This window comes from Pseudomonas sp. PS01300, from assembly GCF_029960155.1.
GTDB classification, from domain to species: domain Bacteria; phylum Pseudomonadota; class Gammaproteobacteria; order Pseudomonadales; family Pseudomonadaceae; genus Aquipseudomonas; species Aquipseudomonas palmensis.
The window spans coordinates 163427-183751 of sequence record NZ_JASCPN010000003.1 but is presented as its reverse complement, the minus strand read 5'-3'; the positions used below and the strand labels follow the sequence as shown (position 1 = coordinate 183751).

23 protein-coding genes and 1 riboswitch are annotated in these 20325 nt (G+C 67.1%); of the genes, 3 read left to right on the top strand and 20 right to left on the bottom strand.

Going from position 1 to position 20325, the window contains the following annotated elements; genetic code table 11:
- The first annotated feature begins 109 nt into the window (after window positions 1-109).
- Window positions 110-376 carry a DUF2798 domain-containing protein gene (locus tag QMX96_RS03240; RefSeq protein ID WP_043862527.1) on the top strand — a complete coding sequence of 89 codons (267 nt, stop codon included), beginning with the start codon at window positions 110-112 and terminating at the stop codon, window positions 374-376.
- A 7-nt stretch (window positions 377-383) separates the two neighbouring features.
- On the opposite strand, the gene QMX96_RS03235 is transcribed toward QMX96_RS03240, so the two are convergent.
- From QMX96_RS03235 to cobO, 14 genes are all read right to left on the bottom strand, one after another.
- A complete protein-coding gene (locus QMX96_RS03235; RefSeq protein WP_054914684.1) occupies window positions 384-935 on the bottom strand; it encodes a glutathione peroxidase in 552 nt (183 codons plus the stop codon).
- Between the two features lie 151 nt (window positions 936-1086).
- Window positions 1087-2295: an MFS transporter gene (locus QMX96_RS03230; protein WP_043862529.1), complete on the bottom strand. Its 1209-nt coding sequence runs from the start codon at window positions 2293-2295 to the stop codon at window positions 1087-1089.
- A 63-nt stretch (window positions 2296-2358) separates the two neighbouring features.
- Window positions 2359-2763 carry a MarR family winged helix-turn-helix transcriptional regulator gene (locus QMX96_RS03225; protein ID WP_282361175.1) on the bottom strand — a complete coding sequence of 135 codons (405 nt, stop codon included), beginning with the start codon at window positions 2761-2763 and terminating at the stop codon, window positions 2359-2361.
- Between the two features lie 40 nt (window positions 2764-2803).
- Window positions 2804-3997 (bottom strand): cellulase family glycosylhydrolase, encoded by a 1194-nt coding sequence (locus QMX96_RS03220; protein ID WP_282361174.1) that lies wholly within the window; start codon window positions 3995-3997, stop codon window positions 2804-2806.
- A 122-nt stretch (window positions 3998-4119) separates the two neighbouring features.
- On the bottom strand, window positions 4120-4848 hold the full coding sequence (locus QMX96_RS03215) for an adenosylcobinamide-GDP ribazoletransferase (RefSeq protein WP_282361173.1): 729 nt from the start codon (window positions 4846-4848) through the stop codon (window positions 4120-4122).
- Window positions 4848-5417: an alpha-ribazole phosphatase family protein gene (gene cobC / locus QMX96_RS03210; protein ID WP_282361172.1), complete on the bottom strand. Its 570-nt coding sequence runs from the start codon at window positions 5415-5417 to the stop codon at window positions 4848-4850. Before cobC ends, QMX96_RS03215 begins: the two co-directional genes overlap by 1 nt.
- Complete coding sequence (gene cobT, locus QMX96_RS03205) at window positions 5414-6469, bottom strand: nicotinate-nucleotide--dimethylbenzimidazole phosphoribosyltransferase (protein WP_104572056.1); 1056 nt, start codon at window positions 6467-6469, stop codon at window positions 5414-5416. Before cobT ends, cobC begins: the two co-directional genes overlap by 4 nt.
- Before the next feature lie 2 nt (window positions 6470-6471).
- Complete coding sequence (cobU, locus tag QMX96_RS03200) at window positions 6472-6987, bottom strand: bifunctional adenosylcobinamide kinase/adenosylcobinamide-phosphate guanylyltransferase (protein ID WP_054914690.1); 516 nt, start codon at window positions 6985-6987, stop codon at window positions 6472-6474.
- A 1-nt stretch (window position 6988) separates the two neighbouring features.
- On the bottom strand, window positions 6989-8443 hold the full coding sequence (locus QMX96_RS03195) for a cobyric acid synthase (protein WP_058541008.1): 1455 nt from the start codon (window positions 8441-8443) through the stop codon (window positions 6989-6991).
- Window positions 8440-9432: a threonine-phosphate decarboxylase CobD gene (cobD, locus tag QMX96_RS03190; RefSeq protein ID WP_043862537.1), complete on the bottom strand. Its 993-nt coding sequence runs from the start codon at window positions 9430-9432 to the stop codon at window positions 8440-8442. The genes QMX96_RS03195 and cobD overlap by 4 nt, the downstream gene beginning before the upstream one ends.
- A complete protein-coding gene (gene cbiB, locus QMX96_RS03185) occupies window positions 9425-10333 on the bottom strand; it encodes an adenosylcobinamide-phosphate synthase CbiB (protein ID WP_043862538.1) in 909 nt (302 codons plus the stop codon). Before cbiB ends, cobD begins: the two co-directional genes overlap by 8 nt.
- Window positions 10333-10980 carry a 5,6-dimethylbenzimidazole synthase gene (gene bluB / locus QMX96_RS03180; protein WP_043862539.1) on the bottom strand — a complete coding sequence of 216 codons (648 nt, stop codon included), beginning with the start codon at window positions 10978-10980 and terminating at the stop codon, window positions 10333-10335. Before bluB ends, cbiB begins: the two co-directional genes overlap by 1 nt.
- The gene (locus QMX96_RS03175; RefSeq protein WP_253086722.1) at window positions 10977-12272 is read right to left on the bottom strand and encodes a cobyrinate a,c-diamide synthase; all 1296 of its coding nucleotides are present in this window, start codon (window positions 12270-12272) and stop codon (window positions 10977-10979) included. Before QMX96_RS03175 ends, bluB begins: the two co-directional genes overlap by 4 nt.
- Window positions 12269-12880, bottom strand: coding sequence for a cob(I)yrinic acid a,c-diamide adenosyltransferase (gene cobO, locus QMX96_RS03170; RefSeq protein ID WP_054914693.1), 612 nt, complete (start codon window positions 12878-12880; stop codon window positions 12269-12271). Before cobO ends, QMX96_RS03175 begins: the two co-directional genes overlap by 4 nt.
- 134 nt (window positions 12881-13014) lie before the next feature.
- A riboswitch (cobalamin riboswitch) is annotated at window positions 13015-13237 on the bottom strand.
- A gap of 150 nt (window positions 13238-13387) precedes the next feature.
- On the opposite strand from cobO, the gene QMX96_RS03165 reads away from it, so the two are divergent.
- Window positions 13388-13966 carry a hypothetical protein gene (locus QMX96_RS03165; RefSeq protein ID WP_058541005.1) on the top strand — a complete coding sequence of 193 codons (579 nt, stop codon included), beginning with the start codon at window positions 13388-13390 and terminating at the stop codon, window positions 13964-13966.
- Window positions 13967-14044: 78 nt separating this feature from the next.
- Window positions 14045-15361 carry a sorbosone dehydrogenase family protein gene (locus QMX96_RS03160; RefSeq protein WP_058541004.1) on the top strand — a complete coding sequence of 439 codons (1317 nt, stop codon included), beginning with the start codon at window positions 14045-14047 and terminating at the stop codon, window positions 15359-15361.
- Between the two features lie 65 nt (window positions 15362-15426).
- Here the strand turns inward: QMX96_RS03160 and QMX96_RS03155 are convergent, their stop codons facing one another.
- The 6 genes from QMX96_RS03155 to QMX96_RS03130 form a co-directional block, all read right to left on the bottom strand.
- Entirely contained in the window at window positions 15427-15960 is a 534-nt protein-coding gene (locus QMX96_RS03155) for a C40 family peptidase (protein ID WP_054914695.1), read from the bottom strand.
- A 134-nt stretch (window positions 15961-16094) separates the two neighbouring features.
- Entirely contained in the window at window positions 16095-16727 is a 633-nt protein-coding gene (locus QMX96_RS03150; protein ID WP_043862545.1) for an NlpC/P60 family protein, read from the bottom strand.
- Window positions 16728-16841: 114 nt separating this feature from the next.
- Entirely contained in the window at window positions 16842-17546 is a 705-nt protein-coding gene (gene hda / locus QMX96_RS03145) for a DnaA regulatory inactivator Hda (protein ID WP_043862546.1), read from the bottom strand.
- A gap of 131 nt (window positions 17547-17677) precedes the next feature.
- Complete coding sequence (locus tag QMX96_RS03140) at window positions 17678-18160, bottom strand: hypothetical protein (protein ID WP_043862547.1); 483 nt, start codon at window positions 18158-18160, stop codon at window positions 17678-17680.
- Between the two features lie 15 nt (window positions 18161-18175).
- Window positions 18176-19249, bottom strand: a complete 1074-nt coding sequence (locus tag QMX96_RS03135) for an AI-2E family transporter (RefSeq protein WP_043862548.1) — start codon at window positions 19247-19249, stop codon at window positions 18176-18178.
- 4 nt (window positions 19250-19253) lie between these two features.
- Window positions 19254-20309: a DUF2066 domain-containing protein gene (locus QMX96_RS03130; protein WP_058541003.1), complete on the bottom strand. Its 1056-nt coding sequence runs from the start codon at window positions 20307-20309 to the stop codon at window positions 19254-19256.
- Between the last annotated feature and the right edge of the window lie 16 nt (window positions 20310-20325).

Genomic DNA, 20325 nt, shown 5'->3' with positions numbered 1-20325 from the left:
AAACTCCAGGATTCGTAAGGTTCTCTTTATAAAGACCTAAGCTGGCGTCGTCTACCTCGTACCCTGGCAGCCTGCTAGTCTGGCGCCTCCCCTACCCTCAGGAGCCTGCATGACCAGCCAGACCCGCCCTCGCCCACGCCTGAAACTCGGCGTACGCGCCACCCCCTACGTATTCGCGTTCTACATGTCGTCGATCATGGCGCTGCTGATGTGCTTCGTGATCACCGCCGCCAACAGCGGCGTCGGCGAGCATTACCTGGCCAATGTGCTCAAGGCCTACCAACTGGCCATGCCGGTGGCCTTCGCCTGCGTGCTGGTGGTACGGCCGATCGTGCTCAAGCTGGTGGCCTGGACCGTCCACCCGGGCAAGGCCTGAGCCCACCTCAGGGCTGCGAGGCGATGGCCTTCTCAATGGCAGCCCTGAACGCCGGGTCGTCCGGCTTGGTCAGGCTGGAGAAGCTGGCCACCACCTTGCCCTGGCGATCGACCACATACTTGTAGAAATTCCACCTGGGCGCATTGCTCTGCCTGGCCAGCTCGCGAAACAGCGGCGTGGCGTCGTCGCCGCGCACCTTCTGTGGCTCGGTCATGGTGAAGGTCACGCCGTAGTTGGCATAGCACACCTTGGCGGTCTTCTCGCTGTCGGCGTCTTCCTGCTTGAAGTCGTTGGATGGCACCCCGAGCATTTCCAGGCCCTGCCCGTGATAAGCCTTGTAGGTGCTCTCGAGCCCTTCGAATTGCGGCGCGAAGCCGCAATAGCTGGCGGTGTTGATCACCACCAGCGGCTTGCCGGCGAAGCGCTCGCACAGGTTCACCTGTTCCTTGGCGCGCAGCTTGGGCAACTCGCCCTGCAGCAAGGCCGGGCAGTCGGCGGCCAGCACGGCCCCCGAACCAACCAGGATCAATAGCGGTACCAACAGCCAGCGTGCGTACATGGTGCGTCTCCCTTGCCTGAGTGCAGGGGTTCAGCTTACGCCTAGCACACGCCCATGCCCAACTGCATCAGCGCCAGACCACCCTGGTGCCAGCCCCACCACACCAGCGCCAGCATCAGGCCAGCCAGCACCAACGCTACCAGGCGCGCGGTCATGCCGCCTCCGGCCGCGCCTGCAGCCGCGCCACCGGGCGCTCGCGCACCGGCCAGTTGAGCGCGGCAGCCAGCAGGCTGAGCAGGATCGAGATCTGCCACACCAGGTCATAGTTGCCGGTACGGTCGTACACCACACCGCCCAGCCAGCCGCCCAGGAATGCGCCCAACTGATGGAACAGAAAGACGATGCCGCCCAGCATGGACAGGTTGCGCACCCCGAACAGGGTGGCGACGGTGCCGTTGGTCAGCGGCACCGTCGACAGCCACAGCAGGCCCATGGCGATACCGAACAGGTAGGCGCTGAACTGGGTCACCGGCGCCCACAGGAACAGCACGATCACCACCGCCCGCAGCAGGTACAGGGTGGTCAACAGGCGCGGCTTGGACATGCGCCCGCCCAGCCAGCCGGCGGTGTAGGTGCCGACGATATTGAACAGCCCGACCAGTGCCAGCACCGTGGTGCCGATGGTGGCCGGCAGGTGCTGGTCGACCAGGTAGGCCGGCAGGTGCACGCCGATGAACACCACCTGGAAACCGCACACGAAAAAGCCCAGCGCCAGCAACCAGAAGCCCGAGTGCGAACAGGCTTCGCGCAGCGCCTGCATCAGGGTCTGTTCGTGCCCCTGGCTGGGCAGCGGGTTATCGCGCAGCATGCCCACCAGCGGCACGATGAAGGCCACCAGCAGGCCCAGCACCAGCAATGCCGCCGACCAGCCCAGCCAGCCGATCAGGCCCAGGGTGCCCGGCAGCATCGCGAACTGGCCGAAGGAGCCTGCGGCGCTGGCGATGCCCATGGCCATGCTGCGCTTGTCTGCCGGCACGGCACGTCCTACCACACCCAGGATCACCGAGAACGAGGTGCCCGACAGGCCGATGCCGATCAGCAGCCCGGCACTGAGCGACAGTGACCACGCCGAGTCCGCCATGCCCATCATCACCAGCCCCACGGCGTAGAGAATGCCGCCGATGATCACCACCTTGGCCGCGCCCAGGCGATCGGCCAGGGCACCGGCAAACGGCTGGGCCAGGCCCCAGATCAGGTTCTGCAAGGCGATGGCGAAGGCGAACACTTCGCGCCCCCAGCCGAATTCGGCGCTCATCGGCGCCAGGAACAGGCCGAAGCCATGCCGCACCCCCAGCGACAATGCCAGGATCAGCGCCGCCCCCAACAGCACCCAACCGCTCGTGCGCCATACCGATGTCATTCTTGTTCTCCCAGACCGCCGCAAGGTTACACGGGTATATACCCGCTTATTGGTGTAATACGCTCAAGCCAACTGTTCCAACAGGCGCACCAGTTCATCGCGCTGCCCTTCGCCCAGGTTGCTCACCAGGGCATCCTGGGCCTGCTCCCAGGCAGGCGTGGCGGCCACCAGGCGCGCCAGGCCCTTCTCCGTCAGCAGTACGATGCGGTTGCGCAAGTCGACACCTTCGGCCAACGCCACCAGGCCGTCGGCTTCCAGCACCCGCACGTTGCGACCCAGCGTGCTGCGATCCAGGCCCATGGAATCGGCCAGCACCGAGATGCTGGGCTGATCGAGGCGCTGCAGATGCCGCAGCAGGGAAAACTGGGCGACATTGATGCCGAAGCCCACAAGGGCTTCGTCATAGTGCCGGCTGACCCCACGGGCGGCCCGGCGCAGATGAGTACAGATGCAATGGCTCTTCAACATAGATGCGTGTATATACCCGTAGTTATCAGGATGCAAGCGTTCAGTGGGGTGCGCCATTGAGGGCAAGGCGTTTTCGAATCGGTTCCAACAGGCTGGAGGGCGTGCGCTTGAGCGGGTCCGGCAGGCCCTTTTCGATCGCCTGCCAATAAGCCCACGGCACTTTGGCGCTGCCCAGCTCATAGTCCATCCCGTCCCAACTGTCTTCGCGAAAGCTGTAGAAGGCCCAGTGCACCTGCTGGCGATCGAGGGTGCCCAGTACATCCTCCAGATAGGCGGTACAGCCCGCCCAGCGGCGCATGCAGCCGAACTCGCCGGCCACCAGGCGATTGGCCGGCACCGCGTGCCTGCCGGCCCAGTCCAGCGGGCGCTGCAGATACTGCTGCACCCGGGCCTTGTTCCATTGCGCAACGCTGCCGCCAAAGGGCGCGGGCCCAGGGTAGGCATAGGGCGTGGCGCGCTCCAGGTTGGGCGCGCTGGTGGCCGCGTAGGGTTCGTACATGTGAAAGCTGTAGAGCAGGCGCTGGTCGTCGAGCGCGCCAGGCCAGTACTCGAAGGCATCGGCCGCGGCGTACCAGCCGGCATCGAGCATGATCGGGGTGAGTGGATCGACTTCGCGTATCGCCGCCACCAACTGGCGATACAGCGCCGGCAGGTCGCGGGTGCTGCCCTGCTGCTGTCGGTACCAGGCGCGCATCTGCTCGGCGCTGGCGTGCTCGGCCAGGCCGCCGAGTTTCTCGGGCGCCGGTTCGTTGATCAGGTTGTAGGCCGCCACCGCCGGATGGTCCTTGAGCGCCCGCGCCAGGTCACGCCAGAAGTCGGCGGCCTGGGCCCAGTAGGCCTTGTCCTGCCAGAGCCGGTCATCGAACTGGCCGGCGTTGTTCTGTGCCCAGCGCATGCCGGGCAGTGAGAGGGGCGTGATAACGACCTTGAGGCCTGCGGCGTGCGCGCGGTCCAGGGTGGCCTTTAGCGTGGCAAGGTCGGCGGTCGGCAGCCCTTGGTAGGTATCGGCATTACCGAGCAGAAAATCACGCTGCGCCGCTTGCCACTTGTCATAGGACAACCGCACCCAGCTCGCCCCGTAGCCGTGCAGCGCCTCGAAATAGGCCTGGTCGGGCGGCAGGCGGTTGAAGCTGTTGCCGCCATGGCGCGGCGTGTTCCAGAAGTCGATCAGGTCGGCGGCGTGGGCCGGCAGGGACGAACAGGCGATAAGGCAGGCCAGCAGCTGGTTGCGCATCGGGGCACCCCGCAAAGACAGAGGAACGTAAGGCTAGCGCTTGCGAAGGCTGACAACGTGCTGCATTCAGTTGCAAAACACTACAGATTCATGACCGCAGCGAAGAGCTCCTGACAGCCCCTTCAGAGTGCCAGGCTTACCACCACCGCCAGCTCCAGCAGCTCCAGCAACGCCCCTGCTGTATCCCCGGTGGTGCCCCCCAGGCGCTTGAGCATCACCTGGCGCAGCAGCGCGAACACCAGCAGCGCCACGCCCACGGCCAGGATACCGTTCCATCCCGCCAGCACCAGGCACCCCAAACCGGTCGCCAGCAACACGGCCTTGGCTTCGCCACGCGGCAGATGCTCGGCCAGCGCCTGTCCCAGGCCGCCTGCGCGCACATACGGCGTGCACAGGAACAACCCCAGCATCGCCGCCCGCCCCAGTACCGGTGCCAGTAGCAGGCCCACCGCCTGCCCGCTGTCGACCAGCGCGAGCAACGCGCAGAACTTGAGCAGCAGCACCAGTACCAGCGTCACCACCGCAATCGGCCCGCTGCGCGGGTCCTTCATGATCGTCAGGGTGCGTTCGCGGTCGCCGAACCCGCCCAGCCAGGCATCGGCGCTGTCGGCCAGGCCATCCAGGTGCAACGCACCGCTCAACCACACCCAGATGCACAGCAGCAGGGCCGCCTGCAGCATCGGCGGGCTGTCCGCCAGCAGCGTGCTGGCCGCCCACAGCACCCCGCCGAACAACAGCCCCACCAGCGGGTAGCACAGCAGGGAGCGCCCCATCTGCTCGGGCGCGGGCATGCCCGCCAGGCGCACCGGAAGGCTGCTGAGAAACTGCAGGGCAATCCAGAACGCCTGCATCAGGCGGCTTCCGTGAAACGACCGTCGGCCGCGCAATGCAGACGGTGCACCGCGCCGTGCCCGACCACCACCTGCAGCAGCTGCTCGCGCGGCAGGCCGCGTGCACGGGCCAGCAGCAGGCGCATCACGCCGCCGTGGGTCACCAGCAGCACGCGCTCGCCGACGTGGGCCTGATACGCCCGCGCCATGGCCGCCAGCACCCGCTCGGCAAACGCCGTGACCGGCTCGCCACCCGGCGGCGTGAAGGCATAAGGGTCGGCCCAGAACAGCCCCAGGCCCTGTTCGTCGGTAAGCATGAGGTCGGCGGTGCTGCGCCCCTCCCAGTCGCCGAAGTGCAGCTCCTGCAGGCCGGCCTCCAGTTGCATGGGCACGCCCGCCTGATCGGCAAGTTCTTCGGCAAATCGCGCGCAGCGCTGCAGCGGCGAGCTGATGATCCGCGTCCACGGCCCGCCCTCGACCACAGCCGCACGCATCTGCGCCCAGCCAAGTTCGGTCAGCGCGTCGTCCAGGCTGCCGCGCAGCCCACCGCCCAGTTCGGTTTCACCATGACGCAGCAGGTCGACGATCATGTATCGCGGTCCGCCACCGCCGCCTCGGCGAAGGTCGCCATCTGCCCGTGCAGGTCGCAGGCCATGCGCAGCAGCGGTACCGCCAGCGCCGCCCCGCTGCCCTCGCCCAGGCGCAGGCCCAGCTCCAGCAGCGGTTGCGCCTGCAACGCTTCGAGCACCCGCTGGTGCCCGGGCTCGGCGCCGCGATGACCGAACAGCAGCCAGGCCCGGCAACCGGGGTTGATGCGCGTTGCAACCAGCGCCGCCACGGTGCAGATAAAACCGTCCACCAGCACCACGATGCCTTGCTGCGCGCACGCCAGGTACGCCCCCACCAGCGCGGCAATCTCGAAGCCGCCAAAGCACAACAGCTGCTCCAATGGGTCGTCGGCCAGCGCCGCGTGGGTGAGCAGCGCGCGCTCGATCACGCGGGTCTTGTGTTCGACACCGGCAGCATTCAGGCCAGTGCCGGGGCCGGTCAGCTCGCCAGGGGTGCATTTGAGCAATGCACTGGCCACCGCACTGGCAGAGGCCGTGTTGCCGATGCCCATTTCGCCGCCGATGAACAGTTGCGCCCCGGCGTCACGCGCACGCAAGGCGCTCTCGCGCCCGGCCTGCAGCGCCAGGCGCCCCTGCTCGGTGGTCATTGCCGGCACCTGGGCGAAGTTGGCGGTGCCCGCCCCGATGCGCAGATGGCGTACACCGGCAAGTTCAAGGGTCAGGTCGACCGTCCCCAGGTCGACCACCTCCAGCTGCGCACCCAACTGGCGGGCCAGCACGCTGATGGCTGCGCCGCCGCCGACGAAGTTCTGCAGCATCTGCCGAGTGACCACCTGCGGATAGGCCGAAACCCCCTCGGCCACCACGCCGTGATCGCCCGCGAAAATCGCGATCCATACCTGCCGCACGCCAGGCTTGAGCTTGCCCTGCAAGCCCGCCAGCTCCACCGCAACCTGCTCCAGCCGGCCCAGTGAGCCGGCTGGCTTGGTCAGCTCGCGCTGGCGCTCCAGCGCCTGTTCGCGCACAGCCAGGTTGATCGGCTGACACGCGTTCTGCCACCAGTTTTGACTCATGTTCAGGCTCCCTTGAGCGTAAGTGGCAGGCCGGCAACGGTCAGCACCACGTGCTGGCAACGTTCGGCAATGGCCTGATGCAGCCAGCCGGCTTCATCGACGTAACGACGGGTCAGCTCGCCCATGGGCACCACGCCCAGGCCGGTCTCGTTGCTGACCAGGATGATTTCACCCGGCAACTGCGCCAGGCAGTCCAGCAGTGCATCGCGCTCGGCGGCCAGGCGCTCGGGGTCTTCGAGCATCAGCAGGTTGGTCAGCCACAGGGTCAGGCAGTCCACCAGCAGGCAACGCTCGGGCGCGGCGGTTTCGCGCAGCACCCGCGCCAGCGCCAGCGGCTCCTCGATCAGCGCCCACTCGGCAGGGCGACGCGCACGGTGCAGTTGCACGCGGGCATTCATTTCACCGTCCAGCGGCTCGCTGGTGGCGATATAGGTCACCGCCAGCGCGCTGTCGACGGCGTATTGTTCGGCCAGGCGGCTCTTGCCCGATCGGGCGCCGCCAAGAATCAGCTTGAGCATGTCAGTCCAGCCCGCAGAGTTGACGAAGCCGGGCGCCGTCCAGGTGCGTGTCCACCAGGTCGGCCAGGCGTTCGATGTCCAGTTCACGCAGAGCATGGTAGTCCACCTGCTGCACATCGTTCAGGCCAGCCCAGCGCAGCAGCGCCGTGCACGAATGCGGCGACTCGAACAGGCCGTGCAGGTAGGTGGCCAGGATCTGCCCGTCGGCGCTGACCGCGCCATCGCTGCGACCGTCGGCCAACTGTACGGCGGGCTGCGCCAGCGCCGGCCCGCGGGTGACCCCGGCATGGATCTCGTAGCCACTGACGGGCGCCTGCTCCAGGTTCAGCGTGCCGCTGACATTGCGCAGCTGCTTCTCGGCCTCCAGCTGCGTGCTGTAGTCCAGCCAGCCCAGGCCCGCGCTGCTGCCGGCGGCGCCTTCCAGGCCCAGTGGGTCATGCACGTGGGTCCCGAGCATCTGCAGGCCACCACAGATGCCCAGCAGTTTGCCGCCGTAGCGCAGGTGGCGGGCTATCGCCTCCTCCCAGCCGCGCTCGCGCAGGTGCGCCAGGTCGCTGCGTACGCTCTTGGAGCCCGGCAGGATGATCAGGTCGGCCGGCGGTATCGCGTCGCCCGGCCCGATGAACTGCAGATCCACCTGCGGATGCAGGCGCAGCGGGTCGAAGTCGGTATGGTTGCTGATGCGCGGCAGCACCGGCACGATCACCTTGAGCACCTGCGCGGCTTTCTGGCCTTGGCGCCGGTCCAGGCCATCCTCGGCTTCCAGATGCAGGTCCAGCACATACGGCAGCACGCCCAGCACCGGCTTGCCGGTACGCGCCTCGAGCCAGTCCAGGCCGGGCTGCAGCAGGGCGATGTCGCCACGAAAGCGGTTGATCACGAAGCCCTTGACCCGCGCCTGCTCGCTGGGCGACAGCAGCTCCAGGGTGCCGACCAGGTGTGCGAACACCCCGCCGCGGTTGATATCGGCGATCAGGATCACCGGGCAGTCGACCGCCTCGGCAAACCCCATGTTGGCGATGTCCCCGGCCCGCAGGTTGATTTCGGCCGGCGAGCCCGCGCCCTCCACCATCACCACCGGGTAGGCGTCGCTCAGGCGCTGGTGCGAGGCCAGTACCGCCTGCATGGCGATGGCCTTGTAGTCGTGATAGGCCACCGCGTTCATGCTGGTGACCGCGCGGCCATGCACGATCACCTGGGCTCCGGTCTCGCTGTTGGGCTTGAGCAGTACCGGGTTCATGTCGGTGTGCGGCGCCAGCCCGGCGGCCTGGGCCTGCACCGCCTGGGCGCGGCCGATTTCGCCGCCGTCGGCCGTCACCGCACTGTTGAGTGCCATGTTCTGCGGCTTGAACGGCACGACACCCACGCCCTGGCGCGCCAGCCAGCGGCACAGCGCGGTCACCAGGGTGCTCTTGCCGGCATCGGAGGTGGTGCCTTGCACCATCAGGGTGGTCATGGGTGTTCCTTGCGGTAGTCGTCCAGCGCCTGGATCAGGCGCTGCCAATCGGTGTCGGTGGCCGGCAGGCCGAAACGCAGGCTGCCCAGGTGCTCGAACAGGCGCAGCAGGATGCCGCGCCGCGCCATGAACTGGTGCAACTGCGCGGCGTGGGCAAGCTCCAGGTACTGGAACAGGTCGCAGCCGCCGGCCGGCGTGAAGCCGGCAGCATCGAGTACCTGCGCCAGGCGTGTGCTGGCCTCGGCGCAGCGGGTGATCTGGCGCTGCTGGGCGCCATGGTCGAGCAGGCAGGCCTGGCCCAGCACCCGCGTGGGCCCGGCGATCGACCAGGGCCCCAGTTGTTCGGCCAGCAGCTGCAGCAGTTGGCGTTCGGCCAGCACGAAGCCCAGGCGTACACCGGCCAGGCCGAAGAACTTGCCGAACGAGCGCAGCACGATCAGCCCGTTGCGCCAGGTTTCGGCGGCGATGCTGTGTTGCGGGGTGTTGTCCATGAACGCTTCATCCACCACCAGCCAGCCACCGCGCTGGGCCAGGCGGGCGTGCCAGCCCAGCAGGCGCTCGGCGCTCAACAGGCGCCCGGTGGGGTTGTTGGGGTTGACCACCACCAGCACATCGAGGCTGTCGAGAAAGAACTCCACCTCGGCCTCGCCGACTTCACGCACGCGGTGCCCGGCGCGCCGCCAGCCCTCGGCATGTTCGGCGTAGCACGGCGACAGCACACCGACCTTGCCACTGCGACGCAAGCGCGGCAGGGCCTGGATGGCGGCCTGGGACCCGGCCACCGGCAGCAGTTGCGGCACGCCGTAGTACTCGCGGGCCGCCTGCTCCAGGCCATCGTCGGTTTCGGGCAGGCGTGCCCAGGCGCGCAACGGGATCTCGGGGATCGCGAAGGGCCACGGCGCGATGCCGCTGGACAGGTCGACCCAGTCCTGCACTGCGATGCCGTACTCCAGCACCGCCCGTTGCAAACGACCACCGTGTTCAAGCATAGAATTGCGCCCCCACGCACAACAGCAGCAACCACAACCACACGCCCTTGCACACCAGTTGCCAGCCACGCTCGATGGCGTCGGCATCGGCCGGCGGGCCTTCGCCCAGTTGCGGGCGCTGGTGCAGCTCGCCGTGGTACACCGCCGCGCCGCCCAGCTCGACACCCAGCGCACCGGCGCCAGCTGCCATCACCGGGCCGGCGTTGGGGCTGTCCCACAACGGCGCCTGGCGACGCCAGCAGCTCAGTGCCAGGCGCGTCCTGCCCAGCACCGCGTAGGTCAGGGCCACCAGCCGCGCCGGAATATAGTTGAGCAGATCGTCGATGCGCGCTGCGGCCCAGCCAAAGCGCTCGAAGCGCTCGTTGCGATAGCCCCACATGGCATCCAGGGTATTGCTCAGGCGATACAGCACCACACCTGGCGCCCCCGCCACCACGAACCAGAACAGGGCGGCGAACACTGCATCGCTACCGTTCTCCAGTACCGATTCGGTGGCGGCACGCGCCACGGCGGTGTCATCCAGTTCGCCGGTTTCACGGCTGACCAGGTAGCCCACGCGGCGGCGCGCTTCGTCCAGGTCGCCGCCACGCAGCGCCTCGGCCACGGGCCGTACATGTTCGCCAAGGCTGCGCAGGCCCAGCGCGCAGTACAGCGCCAGTATCTCCACCAGCCAGCCGATGTAGGGCAGCCACGACAGCACAGTCACCAGCAAAGTCAGGGGCACCACCGCCAGAAACCACGCGGTGACGCCATGGCTGCGCCAGCCACGACCGCCGGCATTGAAGCGTTGTTCCAGGCGTCCGGCATAACGGCCGAACGCGACCAGCGGGTGCGCACGCCGGGGCTCGCCCAGCAAGGCATCCAGCGCCACCCCGGCCACACTCAGCAAGGCCACACTCATCAGCGCTCTCCCCAATGGTTTTCGTAGAGCATCTCGCTCAATGGCCGCTCGCGGGCCCAGCCTTCGAGCACCAGCATGGGCGCCTCGTAGAACGCCTCGACCGGGCCCAGGCACAGTACCGCCAGCGGTTTGGCACCAGCCGGCATGCCCAGCAGGTCGGCCAGTGCCTGCGGTTCGAACAGCGACACCCAGCCCATGCCCAGGCCCTCGGCACGGGCCGCCAGCCACAGGTTCTGGATGGCGCACGACAGCGAGGCCAGGTCCATTTCCGGCAAGGTGCGACGGCCGAAGATGTGCGCCTCGCGCCCGTCCATCAGCGCCGCCACCAGCACCTCGGCGCAATCGTTGATGCCCTCGACCTTGAGCCGCATGAAATCGTCAGAACGCTGCCCCAGTGCCTCGGCGGTGCGCACCCGCTCCTGCTCCACCAGCGCCTGGATCTGCTGGCGCAGCTCGCGACGGGTGATGCGGATGAAACGCCAGGGCTGCATCAGGCCCACGCTCGGGGCCTGGTGCGCCGCCTGCAGCAGGCGTGCCAGCAGCTCGGGGGCCACCTCGCCGCCGCTGAAATGGCGCATGTCGCGACGTTCGCCGATGGCGCGGTAGACCGCCGCGCGCTCGGCGTCGTTGAAGGCCTGGTCGCTCATGGTGCCAGCAGCGCCGCCAGCGCAGACGGGTTGGACGGGAAGTAGAAATGCACATACGAGGCCGTCAGCCGGCCGCAACGGTACACCGCCTCGGCGCCGCGCCCGCCGTTGGGGCTTTGCCCGCGGGCGATGGGTTCGAGCGCGGTGCTGGTCAGCGAATGGTGATAGGTATGCCCGCGCAGGGTGCCCTCGGGCAGCTCTACCGCTTGCAGGGCCAGGGCCGCCAGGCGCTTCTGCATCACCGCCTCGCCCGGCAGCAGGCCGGCCAGTTCGGCCCGTTCGCCGGCCACATCGGTCAGTGCATCGAGCAGGTAGAGCATGCCGCCGCATTCGGCCAGCAAGGGCTTGCCTGCCTGGTGATGGGCCCGGATCGCCGCCAGCATCGGCGTGTTGGCGGCCAGCGCATGGTGGTGCAGCTCAGGGTAGCCGCCGGGCAGGTACAGGCTGTCGCAGTCTGGCAGCAGGCGGTCGTGGATCGGCGAGAAGAAGCTCAGCTGTGCGCCCATCTCGCGCAACAGGTCCAGGCTGGCGCCATAGGTGAATGCGAAGGCTTCGTCGCGCGCCACGCCGATCCGCACGCCGGCCAGCAGTGGCTCGACGCTGCGCGGCTGCGGCGCATCGAAGGCCACCGCCGGCGGCAGGGCCGACTCGCAGCTGTCGCCCAGGGCGTTGGCGGCGGCGTCCAGGCGCAGGTCCAGGTCGGTCAGTTCGCTGGCCTGCACCAGGCCCAGGTGACGGCTGGGCAGTTCGATGCCGGTTTCCCGCGACAGCCCGCCGTACCAGCGCAGGCCTTCGGTCAGGCTGCCTTCGAGCAGTTGCGCGTGACGCAGCGAGCCCACCCGGTTGGCCAGCACGCCGGCAAACGGCAGGTCGGGCTGGTAGCGCGCCAGGCCCAGGGCCAGCGCGCCGAAGGTCTGGGCCATGGCCGTGCCGTCGATCACCGCCAGCACCGGCACGCCGAAATGCCGCGCCAGGTCGGCGCTGGACGGCGTACCGTCGAACAGCCCCATCACCCCTTCGATCAGGATCAGGTCGGCGTCGGCGGCGGCTTCCCACAGCAGGCGCCGGCTTTCCTCGGCACCGACCATCCACAGGTCCAGCTGGTACACCGGGGCGCCACTGGCGCGCTCCAGAATCATCGGGTCGAGAAAGTCCGGGCCACACTTGAACACCCGGACCTTGCGCCCCTGGTTGCGGTGCAGGCGCGCCAGTGCGGCCGTCACCGTGGTCTTGCCCTGGCCAGATGCAGGTGCCGCGATCAGCACCGCCGGGCAATGACGGGTTTGCCTCATAGTTCCACGCCCTTCTGGGCACGGATGCCGGCCTGGAAGGCATGCTTGACCATGCCCATCTCGGTCACGGTGTCGGCCAGCTCGATCATCTCGGGCTTGGCCCCGCGGCCGGTGACGATCACATGCTGCATCGGTGGGCGTGCCTGCAGGTCGCCGAGCACCTGATCGAGGTCGAGGTAGCCGTGCTTGAGGGCGATGTTGAGCTCATCGAGCACTACAAAACCGATGGCCGGGTCCTGCAGCAACTGGCGCGAAACCGCCCAGGCAGCCTCGGCGGCGGCGATGTCGCGCTGGCGGTCCTGGGTTTCCCAGGTAAAGCCCTCGCCCATCACGTGGTAGCGCACCTGTTCGGGGAAGCGGCGGAAGAACAGCTCCTCGCCGGTGCTGTTGCGGCCCTTGATGAACTGCACCACGCCGCATTGCATGCCGTGGCCCAGGGCCCGCGCCAGCATGCCGAAGGCCGAGCTGCTCTTGCCCTTGCCGTTGCCGCTGAGTACCAGCAGCAGGCCGCATTCATTGGGCGAGTTGGCAATGCGTTCGTCGATTACCGCTTTTTTGCGCAGCATGCGCGCCAGATGGCGTTCGTCGCGATCGGTGGTGTCGGTCATCGGAGGCTCCGTGGGCAACTGGCGCGCACAGGGACCGGGGGGATCGAGTCGGCGCGACAGCAGGTTGGCGATGGCACACGGAAAACGCGCAGGCCCTGCCACTGGCCGGGAGAACCGCGCATCACCCTCCGTGATGCCGTTGAGCTGTGACAGGCCGGTCTCCGGGCTCATGGGCGGGTCTGATCGACCCGGATCGCGCGCCTTCCCGGGCTGTTGCACCCAGTGGCCCTGCGCGATCCCGACTCATTTACCGTTGCGGGGGCAGCGCCGGAATCGCACGTTGCACGTGCCCACCGGCTTCCCTGTTTCACCCTGCCGGCACCTTGGCCGCAGAGCACCTGAAACAAGTCGCGAAGGTTAGAGGGTTGGGCCATGAGCGTCAATCAAAGGCGCTGCGAAGCGGTCTGGATCAATGGCATTTATGTCATCTTGTGTCACACTCACTGCAGTGATATCACATAGCCATTATCCGCACCTCTCCGATCCACAATAACAATGGAGCACGGCATGCAAGGTCTGATCATCAACAACCCGCGTCTGGAGTTCCTGCGCCCCGCCCTGGAACGTTGGGCCGAGTGCCTGGAGCGCTACAACCAGACCCTGGGCGACAGCGACGCCCCCTACTGGCAAGGCGTGCAAAGCAACCTTGGCGTGCTGAGCGCGGCGGCCTGGCAGGCGGAGCTGGTGACCTTGCAGGGTGCGCAGACCAAGAAGCAGCGCGACGAAGGCGAGCGTGCGGCGCACTGCGACCTGGTGATCGCCAGCAAGGAAGAGACCGCCTACCTGCAAGCCACCCAGCGCTGGCCACGGGTCGGCAAGCTCGACCTCACCGATGCCCTGCAGGAGAGCGTCGCCCAGGCTCGCCTGGTGGGCTATGCCAGCCAGCTCAAGGTCGCCGCGCTGTTCGTCAGCCCGTACAAGGCCGGGCAACACGCCAGCCCCGAAGAGCTTCAGGACCTGGTCGACGACCTGCAAAAGCACAATGCATGCGCCATCGCCTGGGTGTTCCCCTATGGCTACCGCAAGCTGCACGACGACGTGGGCCGCTACCACCCCGGCATCGCGCTGCTGCTCAAGCAGGCCTGAGCCCCTGTCGAGGGAACCTCGTCGACGTGCCCGCCTCTACCTTACTGGACACGGCCAACTTCGCGAGGGACACCGATCATGGGCAACATGCGCATTGCTGTACTGCTGGCACTCACCACCGGGCTGGTGGCCTGCGGCGAGAACGCCCGCCTGGACGTCACCGATGGCACCGGCCCGTCGCCGCGCCTGCCCGAACCGAACAAGACCCTGATCCCCACGGTAAACATCGCGCCGGCCATCGGCTGGCCAGAGGGCGGCAAACCCAAGGCTGCGGCAGGCACCCAGGTGGTGGCCTTCGCCGACAAGCTCGACCACCCGCGCTGGCTGTACGTGCTGCCCAACGGCGACGTGCTGGTGGCCGAGACCAACGCGCCGCCCAAGCCCGATGACGGCAAGGGCATCAAGGGCTGGGTGATGGGCAAGGTGATGGGCCGCGCCGGCGCCGGAGTGCCCAGCCCCAACCGCATCACCCTGCTGCGTGACAGCGACAAGGACGGCGTGGCCGACACCCGCACCACCTTCATCGAGGGGCTGAACTCGCCGTTCGGCATGGCCCTGGTGGGCAACGACTTCTATGTGGCCGACACCGATCGTCTGCTGCGCTTCACCTACGAGCCAGGCGCCACCCGCCTGCAGGGCAGCGGCACCAAGGTGGTCGACCTGCCGGGCGGCACGCTCAACCACCACTGGACCAAGAACGTGATCGCCAGCCCCGACGGCAAGAAGCTGTACGTGACCGTGGGCTCCAACAGCAACGTGGCCGAAAACGGCATGGAGCAGGAGAAAGGCCGCGCCGCGATCTGGGAGGTCGACCCGGCCACCGGCAGCCAGCGCCTGTTCGCCACCGGCCTGCGCAACCCCAACGGCCTGGCCTGGGAACCCCATAGCCAGCAGCTGTGGACGGCGGTGAACGAACGTGACGAGATCGGCAGCGACCTGGTGCCGGACTACATCACGTCGGTGAAGGACGGCGCCTTCTATGGCTGGCCCTACAGCTATTACGGGCAGCATGTGGATGAACGCGTACAGCCGCAGGATGCAAAGCTGGTGGCCAGCGCGATTGCGCCGGACTATGCGGTGGGGCCGCACACCGCCTCGCTGGGGCTGGCGTTTACCGTGCCGAACGCCTTGCCGGCGCCGTTCGACCAGGGCGCGTTCATCGGCCAGCACGGCTCATGGAACCGCAAGCCGCACAGCGGCTACAAGGTGATCTTCGTGCCGTTCAGCACGGCGGGCAAACCGTCGGGCAAGCCCATTGATCTGCTGACCGGGTTTCTCGACGAGGACGGCAAGGCCATGGGGCGCCCAGTCGGTGTGGTGAACGATCAGCGTGGCGGGGTGCTGGTGGCCGACGATGTGGGCAATGTGATCTGGCGGGTAAGCAAGGCGCAGTAGCACTGCGCTGACGTGTTCGCCGGCAAGGTCGGCTCCTGCTGGAGCCGGCTTTGCAGGCCACGCTGTCAGGGATTGCGCGCCAGGTGCGCCGGCTGCAGCACGCGCTTGGCGTTGAGGTAGGTCTTCTGCCAGTAGCTGTTGGACAGGTAGTCCAGGCGCACCGTACCGCCCGTTGACGGTGCATGCACGAAACGCCCCTCGCCCACGTAGATACCGGCATGGCTCACCTGGGTGCCGCCATTGGTGGCGAAGAACACCAGGTCGCCCGACTGCAACGCACCCTTGTCGATGTCCGGGGCACGAATGCCGATCATCTCGCGGGTCGAGCGCGGCAGGGCGATACCCGCCGCGTCCCGGTACACGTAGCCAATCAGCCCGCTGCAATCGAACCCCGAGTCCGGGGTATTGCCGCCCCAGCGGTAAGGCGTGCCCACCAGGCCCAGGGCCCGGAACAGCACATCCTCGGCCACTGGCGAGAAATACACCTGGGGCGCCATCACCTTCGGTTCGACCACCTGAGGTTTCTGCGGGGCATGGCTGGAGCAGGCACCCAGCAGGGCAGCCAGGGAAAGTACAGCAACGCGCGCGAGTATCGACATAGTCAGAACATCCTGTCTGAAGCCGCCCGACCCCAAGTCGGAAATAGGTGAGAAACTAGATTAGACGTTTTCTGTAAACACGCACGGCGGCGAGCTTTTCAGCTACGCCGCCGTGCGGGACATCACGCGCAGACTCAGTTACGCGACAGGGTAGTCGGTGCCATGGCCAGCGCGCGCTTGGCTTCGATGAAGGTCTTGCTCCAGTAGCGGTCACCGAGATTGTCGATGCGCACGCCACCGCTGCGGCGGCTGCTGGAGTGGATGAACTGATCGTCGCCCAGATAGATGCCGGCGTGGCTGACGCGGCCGCGACCATTGGTGCTGAAGAACAGCAGGTCGCCTGGCTTGAGCTTGTTGCGCGCAACCAGCGGGGCTTTCACGTTGATCATTTCGCGGGTGGAGCGCGGCAGGTTCATGCCGGCCTCTTCGCGGAACAGGTAGCCGATGAAGCCGCTGCAGTCGAAGCCGGACTTCTCCGAGGTGCCGCCGAAACGGTAGCGGGTACCGATCAGGGACATGCCACGTTCGAGAATGTTGTCGGCCAGGGCTGGCAGTTCGTAGGGCTTGGTGCTGGAGGAGAACGCTTCCAGGTCCTGCTCGGTGGCCAGCTCTTCTTCGAACACCGACGCGGCGGTGGAAGGCTTGGCGGCAGCCTGGGCAGCAACTGGAGCGGGAGCCTGCTGGTGGGTGACGGGACCGGTGGTCGCGCAGCCGAACAGCAAGGTCACAAGTGCGAGGGGCACGAGGGGTGCGAAGCGATTTAGCATGGGCACGACCGTGGCTTGAATTTGATGAAGCCGAGACTATGCCTTCTATCGGATCGATTTGCAAATTCAATCGAAAAAAATGTGACTTTTATGTGCCGAGGCTCTGGGCCGGCCCTACCAGCCCAATGTCTCTTTCAAAAACGGGATGGTCAGCTTGCGCTGCGCCTGCAGTGAAGCCTGGTCGAGGCGTTCGAGCAGGTCGAACAGTGCGCTCATGCTGCGCGTGCCTCGGGTCAGGATGAAATGCCCGACTTCGTCGGTGAGGTGCAGGCCCCGGCGCGAGGCGCGCAATTGCAGGGCACGCAGCTTGTCTTCATCCGACAGGGCGCGCATCTGGAAGATCAGCGCCAGGGTCAGGCGCGACTTCAGGTCGGCCAGCTTGATCGGCAATTCCCGGGGGGAGCTGGACGCTGCCAGCAGCAAGCGGCGGCCGCTGTCGCGCAGGCGGTTGAACAGGTGGAACATGGCCTCTTCCCAGTCCGGCTTGCCGGCAATCACATGCAGGTCGTCCAGGCACACCAGTTCGTACTGTTCCAGGTTGTCGAGCAGTTCCACGCCGCGATCGAGCAGTTGCGCCAGAGGCAGGTACACCGCAGGCTCGCCCAGTTGCTCGAAGCGCAGGCACGCGGCCTGCAGCAGGTGGGTGCGCCCTACGCCCTGCTTGCCCCACAGGTAGATCAGGCTTTCGGTCCAGCCGGCGTCGGCTTCGCAGAGTCGCTCGACGTAGCCCAATGCGGCGGCGTTGGCACCCGGATAGTAGTTGATGAAGGTGGCGTCATCACGCAGACGCACACCCAGGGGCAACTGGATCGGTTTCATGCTGGCTGGGCAGTCCCGAGGAACCGCAAGGGGCCTTTGGTGAAAAGTCCGCAAAGTCTATACCCGTGACGCCAACCGCACAATGCGTTAGCAAAATCAAAGGCTTGCGCGGCATATGGGGCAGGCATGGGTCAATCCTCCAGCAGTTCCTCTGCACTCAGGCGAAACAGCTCCACGGTGTTGATGCTCGCCCCTTCGAGCGAGCCTTCCTTATCCAGTACCTGGTTGGCCGCGTTCATCTCCGAACTGCGCCCGGCAACGCGCTGGAAGGTGCTGCGCGGTAGTGCGGCGCTCCAGCCATTCTCGAAGGTGTTGTAGGCCAGGGTCAGCGCCGCGGTGAAGTAGTGCTGATTGGCGACCGGGATCCGCACCGCATTGTCGTCCTGGTCATAGGCCGTGAAATGACTGGGCAGCGCCTTGAGCCCCAGACGCTTGAGCACCACCCAGGAAAACGCCGAGGGTACGAACATCGTGAGCTTCTCGGCCGCGTGCCGCGAGTAGCCCTGCTGCTGCAGGGCCGCTGCCACCTCATCCTCGTCGAGGTCGTCGGCCAGCAGCGGCAATGCATCCATCACGCCTGCCAATGCACAGGCGTGGTCGGTTTCATGTTCCATCACTCAGGGTGTCCTTCAAAGGTCCGGGTCGATTTCACCAGCATACATGTCCGACTCTTTATAGAGGTCGTGCATGTGCCGCAGCAACACCATGATCACCGCCGCCACCGGCAGCGCCAGCAGTACCCCGGTGAACCCGAACAGCTCGCCGCCGGCCAGGATCGCGAAGATCACCGCCACCGGGTGCAGACCGATGCGGTCGCCCACCAGCAACGGCGTGAGCACCATGCCTTCAAGCGCCTGGCCCACCATGAACACCGCGACGATGCCCAGCATCGGGTACAGGTCGCCGCCGAACTGGAACATGCCGGCGATCAATGCCGCGCCGATGCCGATGATGAAACCCATGTACGGCACGATGGCCGCAAGCCCGGCCATGATACCGATCAGCAGGCCCAGTTCGAGGCCCACCAGCATCAACCCGGCGGCGTAGATCACCCCCAGCGCCAGCATCACCAGCAACTGCCCGCGCACGAACGCACCGAGCACCTCGTGGCATTCCAGGGCCAGCGACACCACCTGCTCTTCGCGCTGGCGCGGCAACAGGCGGCGCAGCTTGGCCATCATCAGGTCCCAGTCGCGCAGCAGGTAGAAGCCCACCACCGGGATCAGCACCATGTTGGCCAACCAGCCGATCAGCGCCAGCCCGGACGCAGTAGCCTGGCTGAGCACGATGCCGACGATGTCGGTGGTCTGGCCCATGTGCTCGCTGATCGCCGACTTGATCTTGTCGAACTTCCAGAAGCCATCGGCCAGCCCCAGGCGCGTCTGCACCCACGGCAGCGCCACGTGCTGCAACCAGTCGAGCATCTGTGGTGCCAGCTCGTACAGGCGCACCAACTGCTTGGCCAGCATCGGGATCAGCACCAGCAGCATCGCCATGAACACCAGGGTGAACAGGGCGAACACCACTACTACGCCCCAGGTGCGTGACAGCCCGGCGCGCTCCAGCCGGTCCACCAGCGGATCGGCCAGGTACGCCAGGCCGATACCTATAAGGAAGGGCGAGAGGATCCCGTGCAAGAAGTACAGCAGCGTGCCGATTACCAGCACCCCCAACACCCATACCCAACGGCGTGTATCCATCATTCAGTCACGCTCCCTGCCAACGAAACCGCAAACCGGTGAACGGTGCGGGCGCAGCCACCTGGGCCTCGCCTGGGGCTGCGGGTGCGACCGGCGCTGGGGCGGCGGCCTCTGCCGGCACCTCCTGCAGCCTGGCCAGGCCCAGTTGCGCACGCACCTGTTCGGGGGTGCCGCTGACGGTGTAGGTCAGGGTATCGCCGTCCACATAGGTCAGGCGCCCGCCCAGCGGCTCAAGGGTCTGCAAAAGCTGCGCATAGCGCTCCAGGGTCATGCCCTGGACCTGTATCTGGTTTTCGCCACCGGTGCCCGGTCGCGCGACGAAGCGCGGCGCCAGGCGCGTGCTGACGGCCAGCATCACCGCATCGGCCAGGGCGGCCTGATCGGCGCCTTCGACCTTGCCCTGCTCGCGCTGGTCGCCCAGCCACAGGCGCCAGGTGCCCTGCCATTTGCCCTCGCCCTCGGTGGCATGCACCGCCAGCAACGCATCGGCCGCGTAGCGCTCGGAGGCCTCGCGCAGGGGCGCGGGGTCGGTGCCTTCGAGGTTCTTGGCAGTGGCCACCAGTTGCTCGTTCAGGTCGCCCATGGGCAGGCGCAGCGGCAAGCCACGGTGTTGCGCGGCGCGGCGCAGCGGTTCGGCGCTGCTCTGGCCATCGCCCACCAGGCTCGAACCGCCCACGCTGTCGTTCAACCACCAGCCGAGGATGGCCGGCCGGTTGCTGCCCCACAGGGCCAGCCCGGCCTGGCGCAGCGCCCGGTCGGTGCTGCCGGGGTCGAAATCCACCAGCACGGTTTCCGGCGGGCCGGCCTCGAAACCGAACTGGCTGATGATTTGCTGCGGGTCCTTGCGTAGCCCTGCCAGGCCCGCACTCTGCGGCGCCTTGGGGTCGCCCGTGAGGCGCACCACCAGGGTACTCAGGGCATTCTGGGTGGCCTGGGCGCGGGCTTCGGTGCCCTCGCCGCTGACCGGCTCGCGCACCTGATAAAGGCCAGTGAGGGTTTCGGCCTGAACGCTCAGGCCAAACAGGGCAAGGCAGCCAACGGCCAGGTATGAACGCAAACGCATGGAGGATTCCTGTCCA